This window comes from Nocardioides sp. BGA-UO-ETr-FS32 (genome assembly GCF_059567905.1).
This window is the reverse complement of record NZ_JCAQOX010000013.1, coordinates 458,436-477,723: the sequence shown is the minus strand read 5'-3', so window position 1 is coordinate 477,723 and position 19,288 is coordinate 458,436. Positions and strand designations below refer to the sequence as shown.

Sequence of the window (19,288 nt, the reverse complement as noted above, 5' to 3'; positions counted from 1 at the left end):
GAGGCTCAGCCGGCTCGGCGGCGCGTCCCGGCCGGGACGCTGACGTCGCGGTAGTGGCTCACCAGCAGGTCGTTGACGGCCCGCCAGGTGCGGTCGCGCACGCTGAGCCGCGCCGCGGCCGCCATCCGGCGGCGCAGCACAGGCTGCGCCACCAGCCGCGCGACGTGGGCCGCCAGCTCGTCGCCGTCCCCCGGTGCGTAGAGGTAGCCCGCGACGGTGTCGTCGACGACGTCGATCGGTCCACCCGCCCGCGGCGCGACCACCGGGACCCCGCTGGCCAGGGCTTCCTGGGCGGACTGGCAGTAGGTCTCGTGGCGACCTGTGTGCACGAAGACGTCGAGGGTGGCGTACGCCCGGGCGAGCTCGTCGCCGTGCAGCACGCCGAGGAACGCCGCGTCCGGGAGCAGCGCCCGCAGGCGGGCCTCCTCCGGCCCGCCCCCGACCAGCACGAGGCGTACGCCCGGCAGCCGGTCGACGTGGGTGAGGAGCTCGAGCTCCTTCTCGGGGGCCAGCCGCCCGACGTACCCGACGAGTGCCTCGCCGTGGGGTGCCAGCTCGGCGTGCAGCGCCTCGTCCCGCTTCGCCGGCTCGAAGAGCACCTGGTCCACCCCGCGCGGCCAGCGGGCGACGTCGTCGATGCCGAGCCGGGCGAGCTGGGCCATGCTGGCCGTCGACGGGGCCAGCGTCCGGTCGACACCGAGGTGGATCCGGCGGGTGAGCGACTCCATCGCGCGAGCGCCGCCGGGCACGCCGTACCGGTCGGCGAAGCCCACCAGGTCGGTCTGGTAGATCGCCACGGTGGGGATGCCGAGCGAGCGGGCCGCCTTGATGGCCTGGTAGCCGAGCGTGGCCGGCGAGGCGATGTGCACGACGTCGGGGCGGAACCGCTCCATCGCGGCGCGGAGGCGGCGACGGGTCTCCAGGCCGATCCGGAAGTCGGCGTAGAACGGCAGGCTCGCGCCGCGCGCGTGGGTGACCGGGAACCCGGCGTACGTCCCCGGGCCGGTCGGGGCGATCAGCTCGGCCTCGTGGCCCTCCGTCGCCAGGTGCTCCAGCACCCGGCGGACCGAGTTGGTGACGCCGTTGACCTGCGGCAGGAACGACTCGGCGACCACCAGCACGCGGAGCCGGGAGGCGGCGGTGGGACGGGCGGCCGGTGGCGGGACCGGGAGGGTGAGGAGGTTGTCGGCCGGTGCGGTGCGGCTGCGACGCCGCCTCTCGAGCAGGTCCATGCCACGGACGCTAGGAAGCGACCCGCAACGGACGCCCCGCTCCGTGCGAAGGACACGTGAACGGTCCTCGACATGCAGGGAGGACCGGGAGCCCTACTCCTTGGCGGCCAGCTGCCCGCAGGCGCCGTCGATCTCGCGGCCGCGGGTGTCGCGGACCGTCGTCGGGATGCCCTTGGCCTCGAGACGGCGGACGAACTCGCGCTCGTCGGCGGGGTCCGAGGCGGTCCACTTCGACCCCTCGATCGGGTTGAGCGGGATGAGGTTCACGTGGACCCAGCCCCAGTCGCCGTAGGAGTTGAGCACGTCGCCGAGCAGGTCGGCGCGGTGCGCCTGGTCGTTGATGCCGCGCATCATGGCGTACTCGATCGAGACCCGACGCTTGGTCTTCGCCGCATAGTTCCAGGCGGCCTCGACGGTCTCGGCGACCGAGAAGCGGGTGTTGATCGGGACCAGCTCGTTGCGCAGCTCGTCGTCGGGCGCGTGCAGGCTCAGCGCGAGGGTGACCGGGATGCCCTCGTCGGCGAGCTGGTTGATCCGCGGCACGAGGCCGACCGTGCTGACGGTGACCCCGCGGGCGCTCATCCCGAGGCCGGCCGGCGACGGGTCGGTGAGGCGGCGTACGGCCCCGATGACCGCCTTGTAGTTGGCGAGGGGCTCGCCCATGCCCATGAACACCACGTTGGACACGCGGCCGGGGCCGCCGGGGACCTCGCCGCGGGCCAGCGAACGGGCGCCGGCGACGACCTGCTCGACGATCTCGGAGGTCGACATGTTGCGCTGGAGACCTCCCATCCCGGTGGCGCAGAACGGGCACGCCATGCCGCAGCCGGCCTGGCTCGAGACGCAGATCGTGGCGCGGTCGGGATAGCGCATCAGCACCGACTCGACGAGCGCGCCGTCGAAGAGCTTCCACAGCGTCTTGCGGGTGGTGCCCTTGTCGGCCTCCATGGTGCGCAGCGGCGTCATGAGGTGCGGCAGCAGCGCGGACACGAGCTCGTCGCGCTGGCCGGCGGGCAGGTCCGTCATCTCAGCCGGGTCGTCGACGAGGCGGGAGAAGTAGTGGTGGGAGAGCTGCTTGGCACGGAAGCCCGGCAGGCCCATCTCCTCGAGCCGCGCCTTGCGGCCGGCCTCGTCGAGGTCGGCGAGGTGCGGCGGCGGCTTCTTGCGGCCGCGCGGCTCGTCGAAGACGAGGGGCAGGGTCTTGATCGGCTGCTGAGTTGAGTCGGACATCGCCCCGAGTGTCCCATCCGGAAGGCCGTGGGCGCGATTCAGCCGCCGAGCATCAGCGGACTCACGCACATCGCCGGCACCACGATGAGACCGACCGCCAGCCCGATCACCAGCCCTGCGCCTGCGCGACGGGTCCGCGGGAAGGCCAGCAGAATGGCACCGAGCACCGCCGGGGCCGCGAACACCAGGACCCCCACGACATCCGATCCCGACCCCGAAGGATCGAGGGAGTAGAGGCCGACGAAGGCGACGACCATGTAGCCGACGGCAGCTGCGAGCCCGAGCGCCACTCCCCCGATGACGTTGCCCACCTTGGGCGACTGCTGGTCCTCGGCGTTCACCGGAGCGCTCCCGGCTGCCACGGCCCGAGGCCCGTGACGAGGGCGGCCACGCCGAGCGCCGCCAGCGCGGCGAGGTAGGCCACGGAGATCCGCGGGTCGTGCCACAGGCACCGGGTCCGGGTGAGCCCGCCCCGGATGGCGACGACGTAGCCACGGATGCCGAGCGCGGCGAAGAACACGAGCGCCAGCGGACCGGCGAGCCACGCGATGGCTGCCACCGTGGCGAAGATGCACAGCCGGAGAGGGTCGTGGACCTCCTTGCGTGGTGGCGCCGACGTGTCGACGACTCGAGGGTCGGTCATGACCTGCCTCCTGTTGCGGTGGAGAGTCGGGTACGACCCAGCGGCTGCCAGGCCTGGACGGCGCAGAAGGGAGCGCACTGGTGGGCACCGGAGTCGGCGTTGACCGTCCCGACGTGCACGCAGCACTGGGTCAGGCGCTCCTCGATCATGGTGTTCATGTCCATGAAGGGCTTCACGGTGATCCGCACGACCCGCTCACCGAGCAGGGACCGCAGCCTCTCCTGACCGCCCGGCAGCCGCGATGACGCCAGGGTCGCCAGGGTCCCGATGCCGAGGTCGCAGCCCGTGCAGATGTCGCGCCAGATGGCCGCCATCGACGGGTGCGACAGCGACGACTGCTCGCTGAGCAGGTCGAGCAGGGACGACTTCACGACCTGGCGCAGACCGGACGGGATCGCGTCGTCTGCGATGCGGTTCGCCAGCAGGTCGGGCTCGAGGTCGAGCCACTGCTTGAGCCGGTCGTGGCCCACGAGGCTGGTGAGGGACTGCCAGGTCCCGGCGTCGTCGCGCAGGAGGTAGCCGACCGAGCAGCAGTGCGGGTGGCTGCACGGGAGGGCGGTCAGGTCGCGCCAGGTCACCTGGCCCGCGGTCTGCTCCTCCAGTCGGGCGAGCACCCCCGTGTGCGTCAGCCGGTCGAGCGCGTCGATGCCCGCGCCGCGTCCGCTCCCGAACACCGGCTGGATCGTCACCCCGCCGACGTACGGCGTCCCGAGCGCACGCTTGACCACCAGGCCGATCTCGTCGTCGTTGACCCCGAGGGCGGCCGTCATCGTCAGGGTCGTGAAGATCCCCGCGCGGGAGAGGCGCTCGAGCGCGCGTTCCTTGAACCGGCGGATGTCGGCGCCGCGGTGGTGGGTGGAGGCCTCGGCGGACTCGCCGTCGTACTGGAGGTAGACCTCGACCCGCTGACGGTGCCGCGTCAGGAGCGCGAGCAGGTCGTCGTCGGTCGCGACCCGCAGCCCGTTGGTGTTGACCAGCACCCGCACCACCGGACGGCGGACCACCTCGTCGAGGAGCTCGGCCAGGTGCGGGTAGAGCGTCGGCTCCCCGCCCGAGAGCATCAGCACGTCGAGCCGACCGTTCTCCCGCTCCAGCCGGGTGTCGATCGAGGCGAGCACCGCCTTCAGCGGTGCCACGGACGCCAGCGCGGGCGATGACTCGGTGAAGCAGGTCGGGCACTTCAGGTTGCAGTGGTCGAGCAGGTCCTCCAGCAGGATGCAGGTGTGCTGGGTCTGCATCTGCGGCAGGCCGTCGGCGTAGGCCGCGGGCACCGGCTCGAAGTTCCCGACGAGGTCGGGGGCGTGCACCTTCGTCGGCGCGGTCCACTGCTCGAGGTAGGACAGGATCTCCGGCGACTCGTCGTAGAGGGTGCGCACCAGGCCGTGGTCCGGGCACCCGCGCTCCAGCCACACCCGGTCGGCGCGTACGACCAGCCAGCCCGACAGCCGCCGCACGTCCTCGAGCGGGCGCAGCGGCTCGGCCTCGTGGCACAACGGGCAGAACGCATTGACGTAGCGGTGGATGCGATCACCGCGCAGTGGCATGCCACTCATGCCGTCACCTCCTCGGCGACCCGCGCCCGGCGGACCGACCATACGATCCGCGCGGCCAGCAGGGGAATGGTCGCCAGCAGCGCGAGCTGCGGGCGGGTGAGCCCGGCCCAGACCACCTCGTTGCCGCGCACGAACTCGACGAAGAAGCGGAAGACCGCGTAGGCCGCGACGTAGCGTACGAACGTCTCACCCGGGGGCAGGTCCCGGTGGCGCAGCCACGTCCAGAGGACGACGAACGCGACGAGGTGGAAGACGATCTCGTAGGCGAACGACGGGTGGAGCCCCACGCCCGCCGGAGCACCGGTGTACGCCGCCTGCTCGGCGTCGAGGGTGATCCCCCAGCCGCCTCCCGTCGGCGTGCCGGGTTGCTCGGTGAGGTAGCAGCCCACCCGCCCGATCGCCATCCCGATCGCGACCGCGGGCGCGAAGAGGTCACCGGTCCGCTGGCGGTACCCCACCAGCCTCTTCGCGACGTGCACACCGAGCCACGCGCCGAAGAGGCCGCCGAGGATCGATCGGTTGCCGTAGAGCCACTGGTCGGCGAACCCGGCGTTGCGGTCGAGGTCGAGGTGCTGGAGCCAGGTGCCCATCCGCATGAAGATCGCCCCGCCCACGAGCGCGCCCGCGACGACGTACACCATGCGCTCGTCGGTGTGCCCACGACGGCGTGCCTCGAGCACGAACACGAGCGCCGCGGCAGCGACGCCGAGGGCGACGAAGAGGCCGTGCGTGGGCAGCACACCCACGGATGGGTACATGTGCCGAGCCTCGCAGATCCTGCCGCACCGCGGGGAGGTCCCGCGTGCTCAGTCGCCGTGGCCCGATCAGGTCAGGCGTCGACCATGAAGTAGAGCACCAGCGAGGCCACTCCCAGCACCACCAGGGTCGTGACGACCATCCCGACGAACATGAACTGGGCGAAGCGCCGGGTCTTGCGCTTGACCAGCATCGCGATCGGCAGCACCAGGGCGAGCAGCACGAAGGGGAACAGCTTCTCGGCGGTCTCGTAGGTGAAGAGGAGCCGGAGGATGCCGGCGAAGGCGCCCGGCACAGCCGTGACGTAGAGCATCCCGGCGAAGAAGCCGGTGATGCCGGCGAAGGTGGGGTGGCTGTGGTGCCACCACTCGAAGTGCCGGTCCTGCGGCAGCTCGCCCTGCTGGGCCTCGTGCGTCTCCACGCCGTCAGCCTAGGTGGTCGGTGGCGCCCGACGACGCGGGGCACGCTGTGACGGGGACATCCGCCCGGGTGCTGTCGGTCACGGGTCGACGCGGATGACGTCGGGCATCGCCAGCGACTCCCAGCGCTCGAGGTCGGGCGGCTGCCCGGTCAGCTCGGCCGCCACCAGCGTCCGGGAGCAGGGTCATGGCGCCGTCATCCCGCCAGGAACTCGCGCGCCCCTCGCAGTCGGGTGGTGAGCAGCCGCGACGCCAGGGACGAGTCGAGGCGTACGTCGATGGGGCCGGGGTCGGGGAGCTCGGACCGCCGGCCCGCGCGGAGGGCGCCGGGGTCGAGACCGTCACGGCGGGCGACCAGCCGGCCGAGCTCGAGGCGGCTCATCGCGTCGGCCCCGCCGAGGTGGAGCACCCCGCGCACGTCGTTGCCCGCGAGCTCGACCAGGGCGGCCGCCAGGTCGGCGACGTGGACCGGGCAGCGTCGCTCGTCCTCGAAGAGCGCGCCGTCCGCGCCGCGGGCCAGCTCGCGGAACAGCGCCTCGTGCTGCGACTCCCCGTCGCCCAGGATCAGCGAGGACCGGCCCACGACGACGTCGGCGCCCGACGCGAGCGCAGCGCTCTCGGCCAGCACCTTGGCCTCGCCGTAGGCCGACACGGGGTCGGGCACCGCCGACTCGTCGTAGGGCCTGTCGGAGCCCCCGAACACGACGTCTGAGGAGACCAGCACCAGGCGGGCGCCGATGCGGGCGGCGGCGCGTGCGACGTGGACGGCACCGGCGCCCGTGACCTCGGGGTCGGACTGGACGTAGGCGGTGTGCACGACCGCGTCCGGCCGGTGCCGGTCGACGAGCGCGTCCACCGCGGCGGGGTCGCGTACGTCGGCGTCCGCGGAGCCGACCGCCACCACGTCGTGGCCTGCGGCAGCGCGTACGACGTGCCGGCCGAGGTATCCGGTCCGGCCGCCGGTGACCAGCAAGCGCATCGGGGAGGACCTCAGAAGACGAGGTAGTAGAGGACCAGCCAGATCGGCGCGACCGTCGCGAGCAGCGAGTCGAGGCGGTCCATCAGGCCGCCGTGGCCGGGGATCACCTGGCTCATGTCCTTGATGCCGAGGTCGCGCTTGATCACGGACTCGCACAGGTCACCCAGCGTGGCCATCACCGCGGCGATCACGCCGAGCAGGACCCCGACCCACCATTCGCCACCCAGGAACGCCGTCACCAGCCAGACGCCCACGGCGATCGTGGCGACCATGGAGCCGACGAAGCCCTCCCACGACTTCTTCGGCGAGATCACCCGGGCCATCGGGTGCTTGCCGAACAGGACGCCGGCGACGTAGCCACCGGTGTCGGAGGCGACGGTGATGGCGATGAACGTGACCACGCCGCGCATGCCCGGGTCGTCGAGGTTGAGCCCGAGGGCCGGTGCCTTGCCGCCCTCACCCAGCAGCAGCGCGACGAAGGAGGCGAGGAACGGGACGTACACGAGGGTGAAGACCGACGCGGTCGCGTTCTTGACGTAGCCGTCGACGCCGCGTCGCAGCAGCCACAGCATGATCACCAGCGCGGTGACGGCAGTGGCGGTCACCAGCGCCGGCGCACCCCACACGTAGGCGACGACCACCATCACGACGCCGCCGAGCATCAGCGGCTGCTCGGGGATGTCGATCCCCTTGGCCGACAACCCCTTCTGCAGCTCCCAGACCGCCACCACCACCGCGATGGCGACGATGCCCATGAAGGCGGGCTTCCAGAACAGCAGCGACAGCAGGATCGCCGCGACCAGGAGCACCGCCGAGGTGACGGCCGCGCGCAGGTCGCGCCCGGCGCGGCCGTGGTCCTTGGGCGCCTGCGGCTCGGGAGCCGGCGGCGCCGGAGGTTCGGGTGTGGTCATCGACGGGGGGCGCTCAGACCTCGAGCAGCTCGGCTTCCTTGTGCTTGACCAGCTCGTCGATCTTGTCGGTGTGGGTCTTGGTGAGGGCGTCGAGGCGCTTCTCCGCGCCGGTGACGTCGTCCTTGCCGACCTCGCCGTCCTTCTCGAGCTTCTCGAGGGCCTGCTTGGCCGTGCGGCGCACGTTGCGCACGGACACGCGCCCGTCCTCCGCCTTCGCCTTGGCGAGCTTGATGAACTCCTTGCGGCGCTCCTCGGTCAGCTCGGGGAAGACGCAACGCAGCACCTTGCCGTCGTTGGCGGGGTTCACGCCGAGGTCCGAGTCACGGATGGCCTTCTCGATCGCCGTCATCGCGCCGAAGTCGAAGGGCTGGATCAGGATCGTGCGCGCGTCCTGGGAGGTGAAGCTGGCCAGCTGCTGCAGGGGCGTCTGGGTGCCGTAGTAGTCGGCCGTGATCTTGGCGAACATCGCCGGGTTGGCACGACCGGCGCGGATCGCGGCGAACTCCTCGCGGGTCGCCTCGACGGACTTGCCCATCTTGGCGTCGGCATCGTTCATGACGTCGTTGATCACGGTTGCTCTCTCTCGTCGTACGTCCGTGGTGCGGGCGCGGTGAAGGGTGGTCGCCGGGCCCGATCAGGCCGAGCTGCTGACCAGCGTGCCAATCTTCTCACCCCGCACGGCGCGCACGATGGTGCCCGGCGTCGAGAGGTTGAAGAAGACCATGTCCATCTTGTTGTCGCGTGCCATCGCGATGCCCGTCGCGTCGGCGACCTTGAGGTCGCGGGCGAGGTACTCGTCGTAGGTCAGCTGGTCGAACTTGACCGCGGCGGGGTTCTGCTTGGGGTCGGAGTCGTAGACGCCGTCCACGCCCTGCTTGCCCATCAGGATCACCTCGCAGCGCGTCTCGAGCGCCCGCTGGGCGGCGACGGTGTCGGTGGAGAAGAACGGCATGCCGGCGCCCGCACCGAAGATCACGACGCGGCCCTTCTCCATGTGCCGGATCGCGCGGCGCGGGATGTAGGGCTCGGCGACCTGGCCCATCGTGATGGCGGTCTGCACGCGGGTCTCGACGCCGTGCTTCTCGATCAGGTCCTGCAGCGCGAGGCAGTTCATCACCGTGCCGAGCATGCCCATGTAGTCGGCGCGGGCACGCTCCATGCCGCGCTGCTGCAGCTCGGCGCCGCGGAAGAAGTTGCCGCCGCCCACGACGATCGCGATCTGGACGCCCGACTTGGCGACCTCGGCCACCTCGGACGCCAAGGCGTTGATGACGTCGAGGTCCAACCCCACCTCGCCTCCGCCGAACACTTCACCGGAGAGTTTGAGGAGGACTCGCTTGTACGCCACGTGCTTCCCTTCGCGCGCCTGGGTGGGTCATCCGAAACCTACCGGCCAGCAGCCCCGGGGGTCGAACCCGGACGCGACGAGGGGCCGTACGCCGTGGCGCACGACCCCTCGTCGGTGGTCAGGTGGAGCGTGGCGTCAGGCGCCGACCTCGAAGCGGGCGAACCGCTTCACGGTGGTGCCGGCCTCGTCCAGGACGGCCTTGACCGACTTCTTGGACTCGGTGACCGACTCCTGCTCGAGCAGGACGATCTCCTTGAAGAAGCCACCGAGGCGACCCTCGACGATCTTGGCGATCGCCTGCTCGGGCTTGCCCTCCTCGCGGGTCTTCTGCTCGGCGATCGAACGCTCGGACTCCACGACGTCGGCCGGGACCTCGTCGCGCGTGAGGTACTGGGCCTTCATCGCGGCGATCTGCATCGCGGCGCCGCGGGCGGCAGCCTCGTCACCCTCGAACTCGACCAGCACGCCCACGGCGGGGGGCAGGTCGGCGGCACGCTTGTGCATGTAGGTGACGGTGGTGCCCTCGAAGTAGGCGACCTCGCCCAGCTCGATCTTCTCGCCGATGGTGATGGCCAGGTCCTCGACGACCTCACCGACGGTCTTGCCGTCGAGCTCGGCGGCCTTGAGGGCCGCGGTGTCGGCGGCCTTGACCTCGTTGGCGACCTCGGCGATCTGCTGCGCCTTGGCGATGAAGTCCTCGTTCTTGGCGACGAAGTCGGTCTCGCTCTTGAGCTCGACCAGCGCGTTGCCGGCAGTGGCGACGAGGCCGGCGGCGGTCTCGCGCTCGGCGCCGCGGGCGGCGGCCTTCGCGGCACCCTTGACGCGGAGCAGCTCGACGGCCTTGTCGAAGTCGCCGTCCGTCTCGGTCAGCGCCTTCTTGCAGTCCATCATCCCGGCCTGGGTCAGCTCACGGAGCTTCTTGACGTCGGCGGCGGTGAAGTTGGCCATGGTCCTTCTTCCTTCGATCAGAGGGAGTTCTGCGTCCGGCTCCGCGAGCCGGCGCGGTGGGACGACGCGGGGCGCCGGCCGCGGACAGGAGCCCGCGGCCGGCGTGACCTGCTCAGTCCTTCTTGTCGGCCTCGGCCTCGGCGGCGGGCGCCTCGGCAGCAGCGTCCTCGGCCGGGGTCTCCGCCGGGGTCTCCGCGGCAGCGTCCTCGGCCGGGGCCTCGGTCGCAGCGGACTCGGCCGGGGCCTCGGTCGCAGCGGACTCGGCCGGGGCGTCGGTCGCAGCCTCGGCAGCAGCCTCGGCCTGCGGGGCCTCCGCAGCGGCGCCGGTGGCCTCGGAGGCCGGGGTCTCGGCGGTGGCGTCACCGGTGGCGGCGGCAGCCGTCTTCTCGGCGTCGCCCTCGAGGAGCTCGCGCTCCCACTCGGCAAGGGGCTCCTCGGCACCGACGGCCTGGTCGGCGTCGCCGGCCTTGGCACCCGAGCGGGCGATGAGGCCCTCGGCGACGGCGTCGGCGACCACGCGGGTCAGCAGGCCGACCGCGCGGATGGCGTCGTCGTTGCCCGGGATCGGGAAGTCGACGAGGTCGGGGTCGCAGTTGGAGTCCAGGATGCCGATGATCGGGATCCGGAGCTTGCGCGCCTCCTCGACGGCCAGGTGCTCCTTGTTGGTGTCGACGATCCACACCGCGGAGGGGACCTTGGACATCTCGCGGATGCCGCCCAGGGTCTTCTCGAGCTTGGCGTGCTCCCGCTTCATCTGCAGGAGCTCCTTCTTGGTGCGACCCGAGCCGGCGACGGTGTCGAAGTCGACGTCGTCGAGCTCCTTGAGGCGGTTGATCCGCTGGTGCACGGTCTGGAAGTTGGTGAGCATGCCGCCCAGCCAGCGCTGGTTGACGTAGGGCATCCCGACGCGCGTCGCCTGCTCGGCGATGGCCTCCTGGGCCTGCTTCTTGGTGCCGACGAACATGACGACGCCGCCCTTGGCGACGGTCTCCTTGACGAAAGCGTAGGAGCGGTCGATGTAGGCGAGCGACTGCTGCAGGTCGATGATGTAGATGCCGTTGCGCTCGGTCATGATGAAGCGCTTCATCTTGGGGTTCCAACGACGGGTCTGGTGACCGAAGTGGACGCCGCTCTCGAGCAGCTGGCGCATGGTGACGACTGCCATGGGTTCTCCTGTTGTTGCGGAGGCGCTCGCCGATGTGCCCGACCTTGCGGCAGGTGCGGACCGGGAGCGGACTCCTGTTGGTTTTCAGTTGCTGCGCCCGGCGGGTGCCGGGTGCCCTGACGCTCGCGCGCCGGTCCGATCCGCAGCGAGGAGCTGACGGAACTGAGGACCGACGCCCACGGGCGGTCCGGAACCAGGGATGCATTCCGACGCGGTCAGCGAGCGTGCGAAGTCAGTCCGGGTGGACTGCTCCGCACATCGTAGGCCCTCCTTTCCCCCATCCGCGAATCCGTGTGGAGCGCTCGTCTCCACCTGGGCCGAGCGTGGATCCGGCGGCCACGGACCGTCCACAACCCTCTCCGCTGACTGGTCGTCCACAGGTAGGGGCGGCACACGGCGCGGGGTTGCGCCCGACGAGGCGACGATCGGCCGATGCGTGCCCTCCTGACCACCCTCCTCACTGTCGTCCTGACGACCCTCGTCCCGCTCGGGTCCTACCCCGCCGCGTCGGCGCAGGACGGACCGGCGGGCGTCTGGCCGCTGGACCCCGAGCCCGAGGTCGTCCGGGGCTTCGAGCCGCCGCCGCACCCGTACGCCGCCGGCCACCGGGGCGCCGACCTCGCCGGCCGGCCGGGGCAGGCGGTGCGCAGCGCCCTGCCCGGGACCGTCGGCTTCGCCGGGTCGATCGGCGGCAAGCCCGTGGTGACCGTCCTGCACGGGAGCCGACGTACGACCTACGAGCCGGTCGCGGCCTCCGTCGAGCGCGGCCAGGCCGTCGCGGCGGGTGAGGTGCTCGGGCGGCTCGTCCTCACCGACAGCCATTGCTTTCCCGCCGCGTGCCTCCACTGGGGGCTGATCGCGGGCCACGGCGCGGACGAGGAGTACCTCGATCCGCTCACCCTCGTCGGCGGCGGGCCGGTGCGGCTGCTGCCACTGTGGCGCGACGAGCCGGTCACCGTCCGGCTGCCGTGGGCTCCCCCGCTCGACGCGTGGCGCCGCCCGGTCGACTGGCTGGCCTGACGCCGGCGGGCTTGCGGCGGGCCCGGGCGCCAGACCCAGCGTCATGCCGGTCGGGACCCATGGGTGCGAGAACGTATGACGCTCGAAGGCCGGCGGGGCCGGCGGGGCCGGCGGGGCCGGCGGTGGTCAGGCCCGCGGATGGGCCTGCTGGTAGGCCCGGCGCAAGCGGTCGGTGGTGACGTGCGTGTAGAGCTGGGTCGTGGCGAGCGATGCGTGGCCGAGCAGCTCCTGCACCGACCGGAGGTCGGCCCCGCCCTCGAGCAGGTGGGTCGCGGCTGTGTGCCGCAGGCCGTGCGGCCCGATGTCGGGCGCTCCGGGTACGTCGGCGATCCGCCGGTGGACCAGGTCGCGGACGGCCCGCTGGTCGATGCGTCGGCCGCGCACGCCGAGGAAGAGCGCCGCGCCCGAGCCCTCCACGCGCAGCGACGGGCGTCCGCTCGTCAGCCAGCGCTCGACCGCGCGGCCGGCCGGGGTGCCGTACGGCACCGAGCGCTCCTTGCGGCCCTTGCCGAAGACGCGTACGACACGGCGCTCGGCGTCGACGTCGTCGATGTCGAGGCCGACCAGCTCACCGACGCGGATGCCGGTCGCGTAGAGCAGCTCGAGCATGGCGACGTCGCGGACACCGACGGCCGTGCCGTCGTCGGCCCGCTCCGCCGCCGACCGGATCAGCGCCTCGGCCTCGTCGGCGCGCAGGACCGGCGGCAGGGTCTTGTGCTTCTTGGGCGAGCCGAGTGCGGCGCCCGGGTCCGTGGACACGCGGCCGGTGCGGTGCAGCCAGGCAGTGAAGACCCGCGCCGCCGTGGCGCGGCGCGCGATCGTCGTACGGCTGCGGCCCGTGGTCTGCAGCTTCGCCAGCCAGCTGCGCAACGCGCGGAGGTCGAGCTCGGCGACGTCGTCGAGGCCGAGGCGTACGCAGTGGTCGAGCAGACCGGAGATGTCGCCCAGGTAGGCGCGGACCGTGTGGGGAGCGAGGTCGCGCTCGGAGACGAGGTGGCGCTCGTAGTCGGCGAGAAGCCGGACCAGCCGCTCGGGGAGGGCCTCGTCGCCGGGCTCGGCCGCGCTGTCGCTCACCTCCGCATCGTAGGTGCGTCAGCGCCCCTCACCCCGCACCTGCGAGTCGCCAGCCGCCGTCGACCCGGTCGACGAAGCCCTTGACCTCGAGGCGGGTGAGCGCGCCCATCGTGTCGCGGACGTGGAGCAGGCTCAGGCTCGCGATGGCGTCCACGGCCAGGGGTGCTGCTGGCGGCACCTGTTCGAGCACCCGACGCTCGACGGCGCTCAGCCTGTCGCGAGGTCGCTCCGGGCCGCGCGGCACCTCGACCAGGTGCTCCCCCGATCCGCCGACCACCTCCAGCACCTCGGACCCGTGCGTCACGAGCGTGGCGCCCCCGCGTCGCAGGCACTGGTGCACGCCGGCCGAGGTGTAGCTCGTGACGGGGCCCGGCACGCCCATCACCGCACGGCTCATCTGCTCGGCCCACCCGACGGTGTTGAGGGCACCGCTGCGCAGGGCAGCCTCGACGAGCACCGTCCCGCGCGTGAGCGCGGCGATCAGGCGGTTGCGGGCCAGGAAGCGCAGCTGGGTGGGGCCGGACCCGGGCGGCTGCTCGGAGACCACGGCGAACTCGGTTGCGAGGTGGGCCAGGAGCGCGCGGTTCTTCTCCGGGTAGACCCGGTCGACGCCGCAGGCAAGCACCGCGACCGTGGCGCCGCCCGCCCGGAGCGCTGCGTCGTGGGCGACGAAGTCGATGCCGAGCGCGCCGCCCGACACCACGGGCACGCCGGACAGTGCGAGGTGACCGGAGATCGCGCGTGCGGTCTCGATGCCGTAGACCGAGGCCGCCCTCGAGCCGACCACCGCGACCGAGCGGGCGAGCTCGGTCAACGGCATCGGACCACGCACCCAGATGCCCGGCGGGGTGCCACCGAAGGTGACGGGCTCACCCTCGCTGCTCTCGCCCGGGGCACGGCACCGGTGGTCGAGCTGGTCGACCTGGTCGAGGTCGTCGAGCCCGCGTGGCCACTCGGCGTCGCCGGGCACCAGGAAGCGGATGCCTCGCTTCTCGGCCCGCTCGAGCTCGCGGGCCGGGTCGACCTCGGCCAGCCGCTCCGCGAGGCCGCTGTCCGGTTTGGGCACCAGCTGCTGGCCGAGCGCCCGCTGCGGGCCGAGGTCGCGGACCAGCCGCGAGGTGGTGATGTCACCCGGCTCGACCCCGACGCTCAGCACCACCCGGGCGAGCCGGTCGGCCTCGGTCGTCGTGCCGACGCTCCGCAGCCCGCTCACGACGCAGCCCCCACAACCACGTCGGCGGGCAGGCTCCGCGCCGGATCGCTGGAGCGCAGGGCGAGTGCTGTCGCAGCCTCTTCCCGCCCGGGGCGAGGCACGTCGGCACAGTCGGCGACCGTCCACGCGAGCCGCTGGACCCGGGTGAGGCCACGTCGGGTGAGCCGGCCTTCCGCGAGCTCGCGGTCCACGAGTCGCTGCGCCTCGGGCGTCAGCGGCCACTGCTGGTCGAGCACGGGGCCGGGAACGGCCGCGTTGAGCATCCAGTCGCACCCGCGGTAGCGGCTGGCCTGACGCTCCCGGGCAGCGGTCACCCTGGCTCGTACGTCGGAGGACGACTCCCTGTCCGGCGCGTAGGGGGCCTGCGACATCCGTGGCTGCGGGCGGACCTCCATCCAGATGTCCACCCGGTCGACGATCGGGCCGCTGAGCTTGCGCAGGTAGTGCTGGCGCTGGACGGGGCTGCACTCGCAGGCGCCGCCCGACTGCCCGTGGAACCGGCCGCAGGGACACGAGTTGGCCGCCAGGACGACCAGCGAGCGGGCCGGATAGGTCGCCGACTCCTCGCCGCGGGCGATCGTCACCTCGCCGGACTCCATCGGCTGCCGCATGGCCTCGACGACGTCCGCGCGGAAGTGCGGGAACTCGTCGAGGAACAGCACCCCGTGGTGCGCGAGGCTGACCTGGCCCGGGCGCACCCGGCCCGTACCTCCGCCGAGCACGCTGGCACCGCTGGCGGAGTGGTGCGGTGCGTACCACGGCGGGCGCCGCAGCAGGCCGGACCCGTCGGGGAGCGTGCCGGCGACCGAGTGGAGCGCCGTCACCTCCAGGGACTGCTCGGTCGTCAGGTCGGGCAGGATCGTGGGGATCCGTTCGGCGATCGAGGTCTTCCCCGAGCCGCGCGGACCGACGAGCATCAGCGGGTGCCCGCCGGCGGCCGCCACCTCGACGGCGTAGCGCACGTCCTCGAGGCCGTCGACGTCGCTGAGGTCGACGCCGGCGAGGCGGTCCTCGCCGCGCCACGTCGCCAGTGGGCTCGCGGACGGCGCGACCACAGGCGAGGCCTCCGGCACCTCGGCCCCGCGGAGCACGGCCGACACCTGCGCGAGGGACCTGACCCCGAAGACCGTCATGCCCGGCACCAGGGACGCCTCAGCCGCCTGCGGCTCCGGCACGAACACGCGCGTCAGCCCGTGCGCCGCTGCCGCGATCACCATCGGGAGCACGCCCGGGACCGGGCGCAGCCCGCCGGAGACCGAGAGCTCCCCCACGAACGCCCAGCCGTCGAGCAGGTCGGCGGTCAGGTCCTTGCAGGACGTGTCCGCCGCCAGCACCGCGACGGCGATCGCCAGGTCGTAGTGGGTGCCGCCCTTGGGGAGGTCGGCCGGCGAGAGCAGGACCGTGACCCGCTTGGTCGCCGGCCAGCGCCCGCAGTCGTTGTTGATGGCCATCCGCACCCGGTCGCGGGCCTCGGACAGGCTCTTGTCGACGCGGCCCACCAGGGTCGTGCCGACGACTCCGGGCGAGACGTCGACCTGCACGTCGATCACGTGCCCGTCGGCTCCCTTGAGGGCCAGGGAGCGGGCTGTCGCGAAGGCCATCAGCCGGCTCCCTCGACGTGCTCGATCTCGACCGGCATCCCGGGCGGCGCCAGGACCCCGACCATGTCGATGCGGACATCGTCGGGATGGCAGTCGTGGACCCGCAGCCACCGGGCGGCCAAGCGCCGCAGCCGGTCGAGCTTGCGCTGGTCGATGGCCTCGAGCGGAGCGCCGTAGGCGATCGAGGTGCGGGTCTTCACCTCGCAGACGACCAGCACCCGGCCGTCGCGCAGCACGAGGTCGATCTCGCCAGCGTCGCAGCGCCAGTTGCGGTCGATCACCTCCATGCCGAGACCGGTCAGGTGGCGCGCTGCGATGGCCTCCCCGCGCTGGCCCAGCAGGCGCTTGCGCTCGGCGGCGGGGTCGCGGGCGAAGGGGGAGGCGGCAGCGGTTAGGGCCATCGTGGATGCCTTCCGGGTCGAGCGGGATCGGGAAGGCACCAGCACACCGCGACGCACCGACCGTGGCGGGCTGCGCGGTGCGGCGGCTGTGGAGGACGGCTGCAAGGAGCCGCCTGTGGACGATTCGTGGCCACCGGCTCGCGTTGGCTCACCGCCGCTCGCGACCGTCGGTGAGCACGACCTGGAGGGGTGGTCCGACACTTCGTGGGGGCTGCAACGGCCACGAAGTGGCGGACTCCCCGCTCGAGCGGGGAGTCCCCAGTGGGCGCCGACCCGCCCCCGGATCACACGAGCGTCGTCAGTCCTTCGGCGGGTCGATCTCCTGGGCCGCCAGCTCCTCGACGTTGACGTCCTTGAAGGTCAGCACCTTCACGTTCTTGGCGAATCGCGCGGGGCGGTACATGTCCCACACCCACGCGTCGCTCATCGACACCTCGAAGAACACGTCGCCGCTCTCCGAGCGGGCCTTCACGTCGACCTGGTTGCAGAGGTAGAAGCGGCGGTCGGTCTCCACGACGTACTTGAAGATGCCGACGACGTCGCGGTACTCGCGATAGAGGGTGAGCTCCATCTCGGTCTCGTACTTCTCGAGATCCTCGGCGCTCATGCGTCCTCCTCCACGGTGTCGCCCCCCGGTGCCGGCTGGTCCTGCCCGACACTAGTGGCCGGATCCAGCGACGGGGCCGGCATGGGCTCGAGACCCGCCGCGCGGCGTACGTTGACGAACCGCATCCGGTGCACCGGCGAGGGTCCGTGCTCGGCCAGGGCGGCCTCGTGCTCGGAGGTGATGTAGCCCTTGTGCGTCCGGAAGTCGTACGCGGGCCAGTCGTCGTGCATGCCGACCATGAGCCGGTCGCGGGTCACCTTGGCGATGACGGACGCGGCGGCGATGCAGGCGGCGACCCGGTCGCCCTTCCAGACCGCCAGGCCCGGCACGCCGAGCCCGTCGACGGGGAAGCCGTCGGTGAGGACGTACGACGGGCGCGTCGACAGCCGGGCGACTGCCCGGCGGAGCGCCTCGACGTTGGCGACGTGCATGCCGAGCCGGTCACACTCCTCGTTGTCGATGACCACGACCGACCACGCCAGGGCCCGGCGTACGACCTGGGCGTAGACCCGCTCTCGCGCCGCCTCGGTCAGCAGCTTGCTGTCCGCGAGGCCCGGGACGATCCCCGCCTTCCCGGGCGGCAGGATGACCGCACCGGCGACCAACGGGCCCGCGCACGCCCCGCGACCGGCCTCGTCCACGCCCGCGATCGGCTCGAGCCCGGCCCGGCGCAGGGCGCGCTCGTAGCCGTAGATCCCGGCGTCGCGGCGTACGGTCACGCCGCCCTCACGGGGCTGGGGCGGCAAGTGCGACGAGGAGGTCACGGTGCCGGGTCCGGCACGTCCTCGAACGTGGCCGGACGGGTGTCCCAGCGGAAGCGGTCGGCGGGCCAGAGGAGGACGAAGACCTTGCCGACGACGAGGTCGACCGGGACGAACTCGTCACCGGGCACGCACTCGGTCTCGTCGGACTGGCACATCTTCTGCGAGGAGTCGGCCGAGCGGGAGCGGTTGTCGCCCATCACGAAGATGTGGCCGTCGGGGATCGGCCCGACCGACCACTTCTCGTCGCACGCGCCGTTGGTCGGCATCGGGCCGTTGCACGCCGCGCCCCCGCGCTTGACGTAGGCGGACTCCGCGAGCGGCTGCCCGTTGACGAGGAGGCGGCCCCGGTCGTCGCAGCACTCGATCGTGTCACCGGCGACGCCGACGACGCGCTTCACCAGGTGTCCGCCGGTCGGGTAGAGGCCGATCTTCGCCATCACCCGCGCGACCGGATTGGTGGGACCCGCGGAGTCGATCGGCGGGAGCCAGCCGCCCGGGTCCTTGAAGACCACGACGTCACCGCGCTCGGGTGCCTCGTCGCCCCAGTAGGAGACCTTCTCGATGAGGATCCGGTCGTTGAGGATCAGGCCGGGCTCCATCGACTCCGACGGGATGTAGAAGGCCTGCACGAAGAAGGTCTTGATGACCACGGCCAGCACGAGGGCGACCCCGAGCAGCAGGATCGTCTCCTGCCACAGCGGCAGCTGCTTGCGCTTGCTGCGGCGGGACTTCTGCTCGTCGGCACCGCTCACCACGTCATCCCCCACAGGCTCGCCAGAACGCGACGACCGCGGTTCCTCGTCCATCGAGACAGACGTGGAACCGCGGTCGTCAGAAGTCACTCGCAGAGACTAACCAGTCCCTGGTCGAACCCACGCCTCGCGGCGCGCGGTCCGAAGATCACACCTCGCGGCGCTCCTTGATCTTGGCAGCCTTGCCGCGCAGGTTGCGCAGGTAGTAGAGCTTGGCACGGCGCACGTCGCCGCGGGTCACGACCTCGATCGTCTCGAAGATCGGGGAGTTGACCGGGAAGGTCCGCTCGACGCCGACGCCGAAGGAGACCTTGCGGACGGTGAAGGTGCGGCCGATGCCGGAACCGTGGACGCGGATCACGACGCCCTGGAAGACCTGGACACGGGAGCGGCTGCCCTCGATGACCTTGACGTGGACCTTGACGGTGTCGCCGGCACGGAAGTCCGGGACGTCGTCACGCTTGATGGCGGTGCCGAGGTCGGCGATGACGTTGGTCATGACGTTGCTCCTCGCGAGTGCCACAGGTCAGCCGCGGATACGTGGGGTGGTGGGATCGGTCGGTGCCCGGTCCGGCCGGCCGGCGCGCCCCCTGTGGCAGGTGCGGTTCGGCGGATCCCCGGCGCGGTGCATCCTGCGATGCCTCCGGGCGACCCTGGCCTCGAGCAGACCAA

General features: G+C 72.1%; 22 protein-coding genes. 1 reads left to right on the top strand and 21 read right to left on the bottom strand.

The window, feature by feature from the left end; all coding sequences use genetic code 11:
• Positions 1 to 5: 5 nt before the first annotated feature.
• The 13 genes from AC57BS_RS07485 to rpsB all read right to left on the bottom strand — a co-directional run bounded on the left by AC57BS_RS07485 (position 6) and on the right by rpsB (position 11,184).
• A complete protein-coding gene (locus AC57BS_RS07485; RefSeq protein WP_496410805.1) occupies positions 6 to 1,232 on the bottom strand; it encodes a glycosyltransferase family 4 protein in 1,227 nt (408 codons plus the stop codon).
• A 93-nt stretch (positions 1,233 to 1,325) separates the two neighbouring features.
• Complete coding sequence (rlmN, locus tag AC57BS_RS07480) at positions 1,326 to 2,462, bottom strand: dual-specificity RNA methyltransferase RlmN (RefSeq protein WP_496410804.1); 1,137 nt, start codon at positions 2,460 to 2,462, stop codon at positions 1,326 to 1,328.
• 38 nt (positions 2,463 to 2,500) lie between these two features.
• Entirely contained in the window at positions 2,501 to 2,803 is a 303-nt protein-coding gene (locus tag AC57BS_RS07475) for a hypothetical protein (RefSeq protein ID WP_496410803.1), read from the bottom strand.
• Complete coding sequence (locus AC57BS_RS07470; RefSeq protein WP_496410802.1) at positions 2,800 to 3,105, bottom strand: hypothetical protein; 306 nt, start codon at positions 3,103 to 3,105, stop codon at positions 2,800 to 2,802. The genes AC57BS_RS07475 and AC57BS_RS07470 overlap by 4 nt, the downstream gene beginning before the upstream one ends.
• The gene (locus AC57BS_RS07465; RefSeq protein ID WP_496410801.1) at positions 3,102 to 4,658 is read right to left on the bottom strand and encodes a radical SAM protein; all 1,557 of its coding nucleotides are present in this window, start codon (positions 4,656 to 4,658) and stop codon (positions 3,102 to 3,104) included. Before AC57BS_RS07465 ends, AC57BS_RS07470 begins: the two co-directional genes overlap by 4 nt.
• Positions 4,655 to 5,416, bottom strand: coding sequence for a prolipoprotein diacylglyceryl transferase (locus tag AC57BS_RS07460; RefSeq protein WP_496410800.1), 762 nt, complete (start codon positions 5,414 to 5,416; stop codon positions 4,655 to 4,657). The genes AC57BS_RS07465 and AC57BS_RS07460 overlap by 4 nt, the downstream gene beginning before the upstream one ends.
• A gap of 71 nt (positions 5,417 to 5,487) precedes the next feature.
• Positions 5,488 to 5,835 carry a hypothetical protein gene (locus tag AC57BS_RS07455; RefSeq protein ID WP_496410799.1) on the bottom strand — a complete coding sequence of 116 codons (348 nt, stop codon included), beginning with the start codon at positions 5,833 to 5,835 and terminating at the stop codon, positions 5,488 to 5,490.
• A 194-nt stretch (positions 5,836 to 6,029) separates the two neighbouring features.
• The gene (locus AC57BS_RS07450; RefSeq protein WP_496410798.1) at positions 6,030 to 6,812 is read right to left on the bottom strand and encodes an SDR family oxidoreductase; all 783 of its coding nucleotides are present in this window, start codon (positions 6,810 to 6,812) and stop codon (positions 6,030 to 6,032) included.
• An 11-nt stretch (positions 6,813 to 6,823) separates the two neighbouring features.
• Complete coding sequence (locus AC57BS_RS07445; protein WP_496410797.1) at positions 6,824 to 7,723, bottom strand: phosphatidate cytidylyltransferase; 900 nt, start codon at positions 7,721 to 7,723, stop codon at positions 6,824 to 6,826.
• A 13-nt stretch (positions 7,724 to 7,736) separates the two neighbouring features.
• Complete coding sequence (gene frr / locus AC57BS_RS07440) at positions 7,737 to 8,291, bottom strand: ribosome recycling factor (RefSeq protein WP_496411257.1); 555 nt, start codon at positions 8,289 to 8,291, stop codon at positions 7,737 to 7,739.
• Positions 8,292 to 8,357: 66 nt separating this feature from the next.
• Positions 8,358 to 9,071, bottom strand: coding sequence for a UMP kinase (gene pyrH, locus AC57BS_RS07435; protein ID WP_496410796.1), 714 nt, complete (start codon positions 9,069 to 9,071; stop codon positions 8,358 to 8,360).
• Positions 9,072 to 9,206: 135 nt separating this feature from the next.
• Positions 9,207 to 10,019, bottom strand: a complete 813-nt coding sequence (tsf, locus tag AC57BS_RS07430) for a translation elongation factor Ts (RefSeq protein WP_496410795.1) — start codon at positions 10,017 to 10,019, stop codon at positions 9,207 to 9,209.
• Positions 10,020 to 10,131: 112 nt separating this feature from the next.
• Complete coding sequence (gene rpsB, locus AC57BS_RS07425) at positions 10,132 to 11,184, bottom strand: 30S ribosomal protein S2 (RefSeq protein ID WP_496410794.1); 1,053 nt, start codon at positions 11,182 to 11,184, stop codon at positions 10,132 to 10,134.
• A gap of 432 nt (positions 11,185 to 11,616) precedes the next feature.
• On the opposite strand from rpsB, the gene AC57BS_RS07420 reads away from it, so the two are divergent.
• Positions 11,617 to 12,204, top strand: a complete 588-nt coding sequence (locus AC57BS_RS07420) for a M23 family metallopeptidase (protein WP_496410793.1) — start codon at positions 11,617 to 11,619, stop codon at positions 12,202 to 12,204.
• A gap of 126 nt (positions 12,205 to 12,330) precedes the next feature.
• On the opposite strand, the gene AC57BS_RS07415 is transcribed toward AC57BS_RS07420, so the two are convergent.
• The 8 genes from AC57BS_RS07415 to rplS form a co-directional block, all read right to left on the bottom strand.
• Positions 12,331 to 13,278 (bottom strand): tyrosine recombinase XerC, encoded by a 948-nt coding sequence (locus AC57BS_RS07415; RefSeq protein ID WP_496410792.1) that lies wholly within the window; start codon positions 13,276 to 13,278, stop codon positions 12,331 to 12,333.
• 28 nt (positions 13,279 to 13,306) lie between these two features.
• The gene (gene dprA / locus AC57BS_RS07410; RefSeq protein ID WP_496410791.1) at positions 13,307 to 14,491 is read right to left on the bottom strand and encodes a DNA-processing protein DprA; all 1,185 of its coding nucleotides are present in this window, start codon (positions 14,489 to 14,491) and stop codon (positions 13,307 to 13,309) included.
• Complete coding sequence (locus tag AC57BS_RS07405) at positions 14,488 to 16,092, bottom strand: YifB family Mg chelatase-like AAA ATPase (RefSeq protein ID WP_496410790.1); 1,605 nt, start codon at positions 16,090 to 16,092, stop codon at positions 14,488 to 14,490. Before AC57BS_RS07405 ends, dprA begins: the two co-directional genes overlap by 4 nt.
• A complete protein-coding gene (locus AC57BS_RS07400; protein WP_496410789.1) occupies positions 16,092 to 16,493 on the bottom strand; it encodes a YraN family protein in 402 nt (133 codons plus the stop codon). Before AC57BS_RS07400 ends, AC57BS_RS07405 begins: the two co-directional genes overlap by 1 nt.
• Before the next feature lie 298 nt (positions 16,494 to 16,791).
• Complete coding sequence (locus tag AC57BS_RS07395) at positions 16,792 to 17,100, bottom strand: DUF2469 domain-containing protein (protein ID WP_129454740.1); 309 nt, start codon at positions 17,098 to 17,100, stop codon at positions 16,792 to 16,794.
• A complete protein-coding gene (locus AC57BS_RS07390; protein ID WP_496410788.1) occupies positions 17,097 to 17,819 on the bottom strand; it encodes a ribonuclease HII in 723 nt (240 codons plus the stop codon). The genes AC57BS_RS07395 and AC57BS_RS07390 overlap by 4 nt, the downstream gene beginning before the upstream one ends.
• A gap of 41 nt (positions 17,820 to 17,860) precedes the next feature.
• A complete protein-coding gene (gene lepB / locus AC57BS_RS07385) occupies positions 17,861 to 18,616 on the bottom strand; it encodes a signal peptidase I (protein WP_496410787.1) in 756 nt (251 codons plus the stop codon).
• A gap of 148 nt (positions 18,617 to 18,764) precedes the next feature.
• Complete coding sequence (gene rplS, locus AC57BS_RS07380; protein ID WP_496410786.1) at positions 18,765 to 19,115, bottom strand: 50S ribosomal protein L19; 351 nt, start codon at positions 19,113 to 19,115, stop codon at positions 18,765 to 18,767.
• Positions 19,116 to 19,288: the final 173 nt, after the last annotated feature.

Bases quoted from the DNA above. Each gene is read 5' to 3' on its own strand.
- AC57BS_RS07485 (WP_496410805.1), bottom strand. From the start codon at position 1,232: ATGGACCTGCTCGAGAGGCGGCGTCGCAGCCGCACCGCACCGGCCGAC.
- rlmN (WP_496410804.1), bottom strand. From the start codon at position 2,462: ATGTCCGACTCAACTCAGCAGCCGATCAAGACCCTGCCCCTCGTCTTC.
- AC57BS_RS07470 (WP_496410802.1), bottom strand. From the start codon at position 3,105: ATGACCGACCCTCGAGTCGTCGACACGTCGGCGCCACCACGCAAGGAG.
- AC57BS_RS07465 (WP_496410801.1), bottom strand. From the start codon at position 4,658: ATGAGTGGCATGCCACTGCGCGGTGATCGCATCCACCGCTACGTCAAT.
- AC57BS_RS07460 (WP_496410800.1), bottom strand. From the start codon at position 5,416: ATGTACCCATCCGTGGGTGTGCTGCCCACGCACGGCCTCTTCGTCGCC.
- AC57BS_RS07450 (WP_496410798.1), bottom strand. From the start codon at position 6,812: ATGCGCTTGCTGGTCACCGGCGGCCGGACCGGATACCTCGGCCGGCAC.
- AC57BS_RS07445 (WP_496410797.1), bottom strand. From the start codon at position 7,723: ATGACCACACCCGAACCTCCGGCGCCGCCGGCTCCCGAGCCGCAGGCG.
- tsf (WP_496410795.1), bottom strand. From the start codon at position 10,019: ATGGCCAACTTCACCGCCGCCGACGTCAAGAAGCTCCGTGAGCTGACC.
- rpsB (WP_496410794.1), bottom strand. From the start codon at position 11,184: ATGGCAGTCGTCACCATGCGCCAGCTGCTCGAGAGCGGCGTCCACTTC.
- AC57BS_RS07420 (WP_496410793.1), top strand. From the start codon at position 11,617: ATGCGTGCCCTCCTGACCACCCTCCTCACTGTCGTCCTGACGACCCTC.
- AC57BS_RS07405 (WP_496410790.1), bottom strand. From the start codon at position 16,092: ATGGCCTTCGCGACAGCCCGCTCCCTGGCCCTCAAGGGAGCCGACGGG.
- AC57BS_RS07400 (WP_496410789.1), bottom strand. From the start codon at position 16,493: ATGGCCCTAACCGCTGCCGCCTCCCCCTTCGCCCGCGACCCCGCCGCC.
- AC57BS_RS07395 (WP_129454740.1), bottom strand. From the start codon at position 17,100: ATGAGCGCCGAGGATCTCGAGAAGTACGAGACCGAGATGGAGCTCACC.
- rplS (WP_496410786.1), bottom strand. From the start codon at position 19,115: ATGACCAACGTCATCGCCGACCTCGGCACCGCCATCAAGCGTGACGAC.